Source organism: Paenibacillus sp. FW101-FHT12H11 (genome assembly GCF_058790355.1).
This window is the reverse complement of the sequence record NZ_JBYTCO010000001.1, coordinates 720,362-731,316: the sequence shown is the minus strand read 5'-3', so window position 1 is coordinate 731,316 and position 10,955 is coordinate 720,362. Positions and strand designations below refer to the sequence as shown.

General features: G+C 40.0%; 8 protein-coding genes. 2 read left to right on the top strand and 6 right to left on the bottom strand.

The genetic code is table 11. The features are described 5' to 3' along the window. Positions 1-28 precede the first annotated feature (28 nt). The 3 genes from AC3WTJ_RS03115 to AC3WTJ_RS03105 form a co-directional block, all read right to left on the bottom strand. On the bottom strand, positions 29-850 hold the full coding sequence (locus tag AC3WTJ_RS03115; protein WP_492520521.1) for a carbohydrate ABC transporter permease: 822 nt from the start codon (positions 848-850) through the stop codon (positions 29-31). A gap of 23 nt (positions 851-873) precedes the next feature. Next, a complete protein-coding gene (locus AC3WTJ_RS03110) occupies positions 874-1,743 on the bottom strand; it encodes a carbohydrate ABC transporter permease (RefSeq protein ID WP_492520520.1) in 870 nt (289 codons plus the stop codon). An 84-nt stretch (positions 1,744-1,827) separates the two neighbouring features. Next, positions 1,828-3,021 carry an ABC transporter substrate-binding protein gene (locus AC3WTJ_RS03105; RefSeq protein WP_492520519.1) on the bottom strand — a complete coding sequence of 398 codons (1,194 nt, stop codon included), beginning with the start codon at positions 3,019-3,021 and terminating at the stop codon, positions 1,828-1,830. A gap of 423 nt (positions 3,022-3,444) precedes the next feature. On the opposite strand from AC3WTJ_RS03105, the gene AC3WTJ_RS03100 reads away from it, so the two are divergent. Both AC3WTJ_RS03100 and AC3WTJ_RS03095 read left to right on the top strand, forming a co-directional pair. Beyond that, positions 3,445-5,235 (top strand): sensor histidine kinase, encoded by a 1,791-nt coding sequence (locus AC3WTJ_RS03100; protein WP_492520518.1) that lies wholly within the window; start codon positions 3,445-3,447, stop codon positions 5,233-5,235. Further along, a complete protein-coding gene (locus tag AC3WTJ_RS03095; RefSeq protein ID WP_492520517.1) occupies positions 5,228-6,787 on the top strand; it encodes a response regulator in 1,560 nt (519 codons plus the stop codon). Before AC3WTJ_RS03100 ends, AC3WTJ_RS03095 begins: the two co-directional genes overlap by 8 nt. 3 nt (positions 6,788-6,790) lie before the next feature. Here AC3WTJ_RS03095 and AC3WTJ_RS03090 read toward each other — a convergent pair whose 3' ends face one another. From AC3WTJ_RS03090 to AC3WTJ_RS03080, 3 genes are all read right to left on the bottom strand, one after another. Further along, positions 6,791-7,903, bottom strand: a complete 1,113-nt coding sequence (locus tag AC3WTJ_RS03090) for a GerAB/ArcD/ProY family transporter (RefSeq protein WP_492520516.1) — start codon at positions 7,901-7,903, stop codon at positions 6,791-6,793. Between the two features lie 247 nt (positions 7,904-8,150). Then, positions 8,151-9,341, bottom strand: a complete 1,191-nt coding sequence (locus AC3WTJ_RS03085) for a Ger(x)C family spore germination protein (protein WP_492520964.1) — start codon at positions 9,339-9,341, stop codon at positions 8,151-8,153. After that, positions 9,331-10,899 (bottom strand): spore germination protein, encoded by a 1,569-nt coding sequence (locus tag AC3WTJ_RS03080; RefSeq protein ID WP_492520515.1) that lies wholly within the window; start codon positions 10,897-10,899, stop codon positions 9,331-9,333. The genes AC3WTJ_RS03085 and AC3WTJ_RS03080 overlap by 11 nt, the downstream gene beginning before the upstream one ends. Positions 10,900-10,955 lie beyond the last annotated feature (56 nt).

The following is a 10,955-nucleotide window of genomic DNA, read 5'->3' as shown; positions in this document are numbered from 1 at the left end:
GCTCCACCGATGTATGCGTTTGCAATGACTACCCTTTCACTGCCCCCGCTGTCAAACCAGAGACCACTTGTTCCTGCATGATCATGTACACAATAATACTAGGAATGATAACAATAATTGTAGCTGCGAACATAACACCGTAATCGCTTCCGAACTGACTTTTAAAATAATATAACGCCAAAGGAAGTGTTCTGCTATTGCTTCCAGTAGTTAAGGTAAGGGCAAATTGAAATTCATTCCAACATAATAAAAACTGTAAAACAGCCGCCGTCGAGAAACCCGGTTTCGAAAGAGGTAAAATGACGCGATAAAAGGTCTTGATGAAGCCGGCACCATCCAAGTATGCAGACTCTTCCAATGACTTGGGAATGGTGAGAAAAAAACTAGAAAGAATGAACAAAGATGTGGGCAACCCGAAGCCAGCATACACAAGAATTAATCCAAATAAATGATCGTACAAACCTAATGTTTTTACAGTAAGATACAATGGCTGCAGCAGCGCAGCGCCAGGTATTAATAAAGATAAAGCCAAAATGCCGATGATGATATTTTTTCCTTTAAAGTTGAATCGTGCAATGACATAAGATGACAATCCAAGAATAAACAGATTTAGTAGAGTGCCGCATACCGCAACAATGACACTATTCAGATAAAATCTAGCTAAAGGAGCAATCTTAAATGCCTTCTCGTAATTGCTTAAATCGAAATGGCTCGCTAAGCTTAAGGAGGAAACCATGATTTCCAGATTGCTTTTAAATGAGGATAGGAATACCCACAAGAATGGCGCTACAGATAAGATAATAATTAAGCCTACAAACATATATTTAGTCGATAATAGTACGTATTTCATTATGTTCATCTCCACCACCCTGCTTATTCCAAGGCGTCTCCGATTTTAAACACAGCTTTCGTTGTCATAACAAACACGATGCCAAGTAGAATCGCAAATACTCCGATTGCATTCGCATAGCCAAAGTTATTGTCAATCAGCGCTGTTTTATATATATACATAGGCAAGTTCATTGTTTCGTTTCCCGGGCCTCCGCCTGTCGTCATCATAATAATGTCAAACTTCTGCAAAATGCTGGTTCCTGCCAAAAGGACGCAGGTTCCAATAATATTCCTCAGCATGGGAAGTACAATATATAAATTGATTTTGAGTTCACTGGCTCCGTCGATTTTTGCCGATTCGAATACACTTTCAGAAATAGCCTCAATTTCAGCCAGTACTAGAATCGTAATAACGGCTGCATATGGAAGCCATGTCATCGTGACTGAGAAAAAAGCGGAGTTATAATCCATAAACCAGTTTTGTGAAAAGTCCTCAAAGCCAAACAACCTAATAATGTGGTTCACGGCTCCGATTTCAGGATTAAGGATACTTAAAAAAAGCATGCCTATTGCAGCTCCAGAAATAATGTTGGGCAGCATATACACCGTTCTCGCGAATTTCCAATAGAACTCCTTCTTCAAAAGAATGAGAGCGAAACTGACGCCAATCATAATATGGACGGTCGATTGGAGCAGCATCCATAGGATCGTATTCCATACGCTTTTCCAGAAATCCGAGTCCAAGAACATTTCCGCATAGTTGTGTATGCCAATGAAAGACACTTTGGAACCTATCCGCCATTCCGTCAATGAGGTTCCAAACAAAATGACACATGAAGCGGCAAAAACCAATGCGAACAAAACTAGAGTTGGTAAAAGGAACAACGTAATATACAACTTATTTTTTGCCATCTTGTGACTCCTTAAATATGGATCCGACTCCCCTAAACAAGTTAGCTACGGGGAGTCAACTCCTTGTTTTATCCGATATGTACTCTATTTGTTTTTCTCTGCTGTAGTACTTAACCTCTTGGCAATTTCTTCAGCGGTAGCTTTATTAAAGTTAAGTTCAGGGTATAACGTTTTCCAAGCTTCCGTTACATTGGCAAAGTTTAAAGCGTCAAGGTTGGCAAATTTGTTTTTAGCCTGACCTCCAAGTTCCACATTTGCCATAAAGACCGGGTTCTTTTGCTTAAACTCATCACTGGGCTTTACATTTACCGTCAAAGGCATTGTGCTGCTGAGCTCAAGATTAATCTGCTGCGCATGCGCATCCGTTAAAAATTTCAATAATTTGATCGCTGCATCTTTCGTTTCCTTATCTTTAGCCGTTAACATATAACCGACCTCAAAGGATGAAAACATGCCGGAATTGGGGTACATCGCTACGCCGACCTTTTTATCAAACCCTTCGAGCGCTTTTGTTTTATCGCTGAAATCACTGATCATCCATGGACCATTCGCTATAATTGCCGCCTTGCCTTGCAAGAAGTTGTTGGCCGCATTGGCATAACCAGCACCAAGTGCATCCTTTGTCGTATATTTTTGAAGGATGATTTGAATCTTCTTCAATCCTTCAATGAACTCAGGCGTCTCAAAGCTTTTGGGAAATGGTGCGTTCATGAACTTATTTCCTGCATCTCCGCTTGTCCCTACAATAGCTCCCAGTAGTAGATTGGTTGTCCAAGCATTTTCCCCGGTCATCATAGCTAATGGAGCAATTCCAGTCGTTGTTTTAATTTTTTCAAGATTGGTTAGAAATTCATCCCACGTAGCTGCTGGTTTCACTCCTGCTTTATCAAATAACTCTTTATTGTAGAAATATCCGATAAGCTGTGCACCGTTGGCTATAGACCACACTTTTCCGTCTCGTGAGTTCGAATTGATTGCATCGTTGCCAACCTCCGCTTTCCACGCAGCATCCGCTTCCAAATATTCATTTAACGGTGTGGCTAAATTTCCTTTTATAAGCAAATCATTAAGACCGTTTTTACCTTCAACAACATCGGGTAGGTCTTTTGAAGCCGCAAGCACCTTAATCTTATCCACATAGGCCTGATCACCTGGAATTTCTTCGACTTGCAGTTCAATCTCTCCGCTATATTTCTTTTTGAAATCGTCTAAAATTTTCTTTTCTGCAGCTGCAGACACATGGGTACCAACCCGATATGTTGCATATTTGATTTTCACAGGCGCCTTACTAGGCGCCGCCGTATTCTGTACAGTTGCCGGGCTCGAACTCGCGCTCTCTTTTGTTTCTACTGTTTTTACCGAGCTGCAAGCAACCATAGATAGAGCTAACAAACCGCTTGTTATCACTGTAATTCCTTTACGAACATATCTCTTTCTCACGTTGTGAATCCCCTTTCAAGATGTTATTTAGCTGAAGAACTTTACTTCATCATCTTATTACCTATAATTAGGAATGTTAATGTGAAAAAACGGCTTTTAGCTTGCATTATTTTTACTTATATCGATATTCAAGCGCTTCCATGATGTAGTTTTGTGAACTTTATTGTGATATTTTGACTTTTCTATAGAAATATCCACTCCCTCGCATGAACGAATAGCGCTTTCATCTGATCATGATACAATAAATTGGGGAGGGTGATTATGGTCTCATTTTTGAAAGCAATACCCATTCGGCATAAAATAATTGTTACTACTGTTTTTATGATGTTATTCCCCATGTCGGTTTCGGGGCTGTATTTTTATTGGAGTATGTCTTCTGAATTGACCAAAAATGCAGAGAACAATTGGTCACAAATGATGGAACAAACGAACGACAATATTGAAAGCTCTTTCAAACTGATTACAGACACTTCTCTGCATATGCTTTCTACCAAGTCGGTTAGAACGTGGTTAGCCGGAGATACTTCCGCAGAAAGTGACAATTACAGCCAGTTTGTTAATAAAAGCGATATGGAGGAGGAGCTTAAATATAGTTTAATGTTTAATACGGCCTGGGTTAGCAAACTGATCTCAACCGTTTATATTTTTCAAAATGAATCGAATTTCTCTTCCATTTCAAGATCAACAAAAGATGTCAACATCGTTACTGCAAATAATATAAACATCTATAATCAGCAAAAAGGGATGAATATTGAAGGGATTGTTCCCGTGCCTGCATTTTATAACGACAATGTAATTTATTACGTTAGAAATGTCTCCAACATTTATAATCCTGAACAACGGTTGTATTTAATTATCGGCATTGACGAGAGTCAAATATTTAATAAATATGCTGCATTACTTGAGATTCCTGGTGCGATGGCATATCTCATCGATAAACAAGGTTTCATTTATTCAAGTTCGGATAAACATTTGATTGGCAATAAAGTGGATGCATCCATTTTACAGTTAAGTGATAAAACAGATATGAATCATATAACTTTGGATAATCGGACCTACATGGCAGCAGCCAAAAAAATAAATGAGAGTGGACTTAGCTTTGTAGTCTGCATTCCGAAGAAGCAAATTCTGGCCAAGCTGTCGGACAATATGAAAAATTACACGCTCTTTTTGTTACTCATCCTGCTCGTATTCCTTGTATCCAGTATTTTCTTATCCCTTCGATTTACTCGCTTTATTAAAGATCTGTTACGTAATATCAATCAGGTGAAGGTTGGAAACTATGATGCCAAAATGCCCGAGTATTCCGATTTGGAGTTGAATTTGCTTAGCCACACCTTCAATAAAATGACAAGTGAGATCAAATATCTCTTTAATCAAGTATACGAGAAACAACTCTTACTGAAAGAAACGGAATTGAAATTTTTGCAATCGCAAATGAATCCACATTTTCTGTTCAATACCCTTATTACCATAGGTTATAAAGCACGGTTTTCCAAAGATGAAACGGTGTATAAAATGGTTATGTCTCTAACCGAATTGCTACAAGCGAGTATGTATACGGACAGTAAAACAAAAATAACCATTCGCGAGGAATTGGACATTGTGAATTTTTACTTGTATTTACAAAAAATGAGGTTTGAAGATAAATTGGATTTTCGTATTGATGTAAAAGACGAGGCTCTTTTGGACTTATACGTACCTAAGTTTTGTTTGGAGCCCATTGTTGAAAACGCAGTCGTTCATGGTATTGAAAATAAAGTAGATAAAGGTACCATCACCATTACCATTACAGAGGTTGCTAATTCTATCTACTTCGAAATTGAAGATGATGGTTTAGGATTTAAAACAGACCAAATCAATCTGGATTCATCGGTACATAGCGGGCATCGTAGAAAAGGTCACAACAATATTGGCTTACATAATACGAATCATAGAATTAAACTCATTTATGGAGAAGCATACGGGATTTCTATTCAGAGTCATTTAAACATAGGTACGAAGGTTGCAGTTCTTATTCCTGCAGATAAGGGAGAAAACAGTTATGTATAAGGTAATGGTAGTTGATGACGAATCCGTCATCAGGCAAGGTCTGCAAAGCTTTGTAGACTGGAAGTCGCTTGACTGTGAACTGGCTGCTCTGGCTTCAAATGGCACGGAAGCAAAGGAATATTTGCAATCCGTGCCAATCGATATCGTGATAACGGATATTAAGATGCCCGGGATGGACGGCATTGAACTAGCCAAATATATTTACGAAAATCACCCTCATACCAAAGTCATTTTGTTAACAGCCTATGCCGATTTTGCTTATGCACAATCTGCGATCAAATATAACGTCGTTGACTTCCTTGTGAAAATCAACCCAACCGAGAAGATTCCGGAAGCTGTGCATAAAGCAAAGGAATTAATCGCTTTGCAGCAGAAACACTTGTCCGAGATTCGGGATAAGTTTATCAAAGAAGTTTACGACAACATGATTAGTCATCCTGAGGCCATTGTAAGCAAAATGAAAGAACATGGCATCCTGCTTGATCATTATATCATTGCGGTTTTTGAAATAAACGACACTACTGAGAATCATAGTGAAACAACCACCAGCGAATACAGCAATTTTGTTCATCATGTTAGACACTTTTCGAACCTTGCTTTCAAAGATTCCAAACATTACACGTCAATCATAAGCAAAAATCAACTTGTTTCGATTGTATCCTTTGCGTATGCAAACGAAGCCGAATACACGCAGTTTATACCAAATAAATGCAGGGATATTATGAAAATGGTCGACAATTTCATGAATTTCGCGGTGCATGTTGGCATTAGTCAACCACATGCTTCTTCGCTTGAATTACCCGAAGCTTTCAGCGAAGCCAGGAAAGCGCTTACTAAGGGTCTGTATCATGACATTCCAATTTCCTCCTATGATCCGAGTGAGACAACGCCTTTCGGTTTGAAAACTGTACCTACGCATACTTATATAGATGAAATTCTGGCCTACATGCAACTAGAAAATGTTGTTGAAGCTTCTCTGAAATTATCTAATCTCTTTGACTCCTATAAAGAAAACGACGTACCTATTGAGCATATGAAAGCAAGCGGGTTGCTTCTATGCTCCATGTCTTTTAAATTATTCAGCGAACCCCAATGGTCAGATGTCTCTTTCGTAAACAATGAATCCCAAACTTACGCTCAAATCCAGCAAAGCAAGTCAATGCGTGATCTGTTCCATATTTTAAGCACTTTTATTCAAACGTCTATAAACATCCTTAGTTCCCAAGGCAATCATAGTAATTACATCGTGAGGGAAGTAAACAAATGTATCCGAGAACATTTCAACAAACAAATTAATTTGCAGTTCATAGCTGAATACGTACATGTCAATAGCAGTTACTTAAGCCGACTATATAAAAGAGAAACTGGGGAAGCCTTAATGGATACGCTGAATAAATACCGTATAGATATGGCAAAAAGAATGCTCAAAAATTCAGCATTGAAAATATTCGAAGTTGCCCAAGAGGTTGGCATCGAGGATCCGGCCTATTTTACTCATGTTTTCACGAAATATACGGGGGTGAGTCCGAGGGCTTTTAAGGAAAAACTATAACGCCTATTTTTCCATTAAATTCCGGCCCGCTCGCGAACGCTGTACATATCTTTTCATGATGGAAATTCCCCAATAAATAAGCGGGGAACATTCAATAAAATAAGCAAAGTTTGTCCAGGAATGCAGGATGAACTCATTAAGTTCGATTAAGTTTTTCACGGAATGCATCGCCATTCCCACCGCTATCGCGCCAAAAGAGAAGGATAACGGCCGCGAGTCTTTGAGCTTCAATAGTTGAGAGGATATGAACACCGCCATGTAAAGTAAAATGCTGATTTTAATAAATAGTCCTGCCATCCAGATAGCAACTACTATGGGGTCTAAATTTTCCAGGAAATCCCCAATACGGATAAAACGCAGCATTTCCAAAATGGGATACGTGAAATGGGCCATTAGCGGCGCATCAAATAACAAAATACATAACAAAAAGTAGACTTCAAAAAATAGGGTACTTATTAACGAGGACCATAATAAAGTCCGAACTGTTTTCTCTGCCTTTGCAAGAAAGGGAAAGATAAAAATAACTAAAAACATTTCGCCAAACCAAGGGACGAACGGGTAACTCGAATGGATCAAATCTCTCCAACTAAGACTAGTTATTAAAGCAATGGACCGCTCAAAGTTTAATTCTTTTCCCACTAAAAAAGGGACAATAGAAGCTGTGGAAAAGATGACAAAAAAGAATCCAGCGGCACATCGAAATATGGCTTCGATCCCCGACCTCACGGCTATGGAAATCACGAGTCCAAAGGAGCTTGCGATAACCCAACTTGGCGTTGAAGGAAGATAAATCTGGACCAAGAAATCTGTGGCTTGTCGAAGTACCATTCCTGCAAGCTGAATAAAGAAAAAACAATAAATGATCATCATCATGAGATTCAGCCATTTACCAACCACTTCTTTCCCATAATGAATGATAAACTCGTTTGGCCGTTTCTTGGCATACCAAACCGATAGGCAGGCTATAAGAAGTCCACCGACGTGGGCGATTAATACACTTAACCACCCTTGGTAACCTGCCAAAGCTGTAAGGGGACCTATCAAGAATCCGGCGGCTGTTGAGAAATTATACAAAACAAGCAATAAACCTAGCTCCACTTGATTAATCCGTTGCATGCTTGCTTTCATCCTCTCGTCAACAATTATATCTATTGAAAGTTAAATATGTATTCAATAAACTGGTTAGTGCTAGGTAAATCCTGGAACATATAAATAGCCGTAAGATACAAATAAGCCGCTACAATAAACGAGCCCGTAATCCAATATGTTCTCGGTTTACGCTTGTGTCGAAATAAGAAACTCATCTCATAGGATGTTATCCCTATAAAAACAACTGTTATGCCAATCACGAGAGTAATCCCCCCTATTCCTCATTTTTCCGAATGACTGCATTCTTTTCAGCTCCGGTCCGTTTGACGAAAATATGGGTAGTTACATGAAACTCACATTTCTTATACTGTTCACGCCAATTCCCCTTTATTTGCTGCCATACTTTGGGGTATCTCCAGCTAAGAATTTTTCCAAAGTTAAATGCATCTACCTCTTTGGATTGCGTAGTTTGCAGCGTTCTTAAAATTCTCCCCTTCAATTGTTCCGATAGCAGCCCCTCGAGAACTTTTAATTTTTCGGGATCCATCAGATCGATATTGGATTCAGACGACAGAATATCATCATCGGCTTCAATGTGAATATCAAAACTGATCTGATCACCATTGATCATTGGTTCGATGGAAGCTTTGGATGTTTGAATGAGAAAACTGATCGTTTTGGCATCCGTTGGGGATTTGATTGAGTTCATAGAGCTGCTCATTTTTCCATTTAACCATAGCCCTGCCCGCATACCTATGACATCTAACGTTCCAACCATGGCACCGCTTCTGAAAAGTGCTGCACCATCCGTTCCAACCCATGTGCTCATCTTTCCTTCTTCACTGACCATTTCTGTTTGTCCAATTGTCAGCAGTCCGGTCACCATGTCTCCGCCCGATGCCTCCGCTTCCAAAAAGTCTTTGATTGTCGCGCCCATTGTCACATTTCTCTGGGCATATTCACGCAGCACTTCTGACGGCAGCCGTTCAAACACAGGAGTCAATTTGGCAATATCAAGACCTTTTGTAGGGGATACGAATAGGAAAGATTTGGTGTGAAAATTCGGCTCACGTGCAGTAAACTCTAACAATTGATTAATCCCGAATTCCGCCATTTTCCGACCAACAACAATGACGCGACAGTGACCCCAGGATATTTCTCTCGATAAATCCGATCGAATTTTTCGAATAGCGACAGGGATGCTCTCGCCTCTTTTCGTCACAATGGAATAGGGGTTGCCTTTAGGAGCACCACTGAGTCCTATACCCATAGACATTCGATTGGGTAAAGGAAATCCTAGTGAAACTTCATATACACCATCTTCCGGATAATCAATATACATTGCCGTTACAAAGGCACGATCATTGATTTCAATCCTGGACCAGCAGCCAGTTAGAAGTAATAAAGAGATAAACATAACAAAATACCTTACGCTTTTTAAGTTCGAGCACAGTTTAATCACCATCATCTTCAGGAATTTGCGGTCTGGGCTTGTACGTTAATCTTTGATCGCCTTCTGTGCCGTATAGCGCCGGCCTTCTCTTCATCATCCACATGGGAACCCGAACCAGCACATCCTTCCAATCCCGAAATACTATCGGCGCTGTCGGGGAAAGGTACGATGTACCAAAAGAGCGAAGGGTCACCAAGTGAAGATAAATTAGGATAATGCATAAGATGACGCCGTAAAGTCCCAAGGACGCCGCGAGAATCATTACCGGAAACCTCAATAAACGGAAAGTCAAACCCAAATCAAAATGCGGAATAATGAAAGAAGCTATACCTGTAATAGAGACTACAATGACCATTGGAGCGGAAACAATACCCGCCTGTACAGCCGCCTGTCCGATGACTAATGCCCCGATAATGGATACCGTTTGTCCAATTGGCTTCGGAATACGCAAGCCCGCTTCCCTCAGCGCCTCAAAGGTAATCTCCATAATAATCGCTTCAATAATAGCAGGAAAAGGTACATTTTCCCTTGCTGCCGCTACGGCAATCAATAGATTGGGCGGAAGCATTTCAGGATGGAACGTTGTGACAGCAATGTATACGGAGGGTAGCAAGAAAGAAATAAGCAGAAAGAAATACCGAATCCATCGTATCCATGTACCTGCTACAAATCTTTGATAGTAGTCCTCTGCGGATTGAAGCAGCATATACAAGGTAACAGGGACCAAAATCGGTACAGGCGTTCCATCAACAAGAATAGCAACTCTTCCTTCAAGAAGCGCCGCGCATACGGTATCCGGTCTTTCTGTATACTGCACTTGAGGAAACGGAGAGAAGGGATTATCCTCAATAAATTCCTCAATGTAACTGCTTCCCAGTACACCGTCTATCTCTATTCGCGATATTCGTTTTTTTACTTCGTCCACCAATTTTTGTTGGCAGATCCCTTCGATATAACATACGGTTACATAAGTGTTCGTGTATTCCCCAAATTGAAACTTCTCAGCCTTCAAAGCCGGATGCTTGATGATTTTGCGGATCATTGTCAGATTAACCGATAGATCCTCAACGAATGCCTGCTTCGGGCCGCGAATGACATTCTCATTTTCCGCTTGTTGAATCGCCCTTTTTTCGACCGATTTCATGGGAAATAAAATCATCATAGGCTCATTTTCGATTAATAAAACAATCGTTCCTTCAAACAAGCTCTGTAATGCAGTTCCTACTTCCTTGCTGCTGTTTATGGAGGAAACCGGAATTTGCTTAAATTGAAGAATGTGCTGAACGAGTTCCTCTGTCGACGCTGCGCTCAATTCATATAACATCGGTGCAATCACTTGCTCCTGAAGCATTTGTTGATCGACAAGACCCTCAATAAAAATAAATACACAAGAGATGTCACCTATCAGGCATTCATGAAAACAAATATCAGCACAATTTTTCAATTGTTCTTGGAACCATTGACGTCTTAAAGATAACTCAACCTCAACATTAGGTATGGGAGACAAATTAGCGAGTGAACGGGTTGGCCGTGCACTTCGCTGCCTTTTTAACCAACTGGGAAAGCGCATAAATACTCCAAGTTTTTTCTTTTTAGCATGCAATATAACGGAGTTATTTATTCATA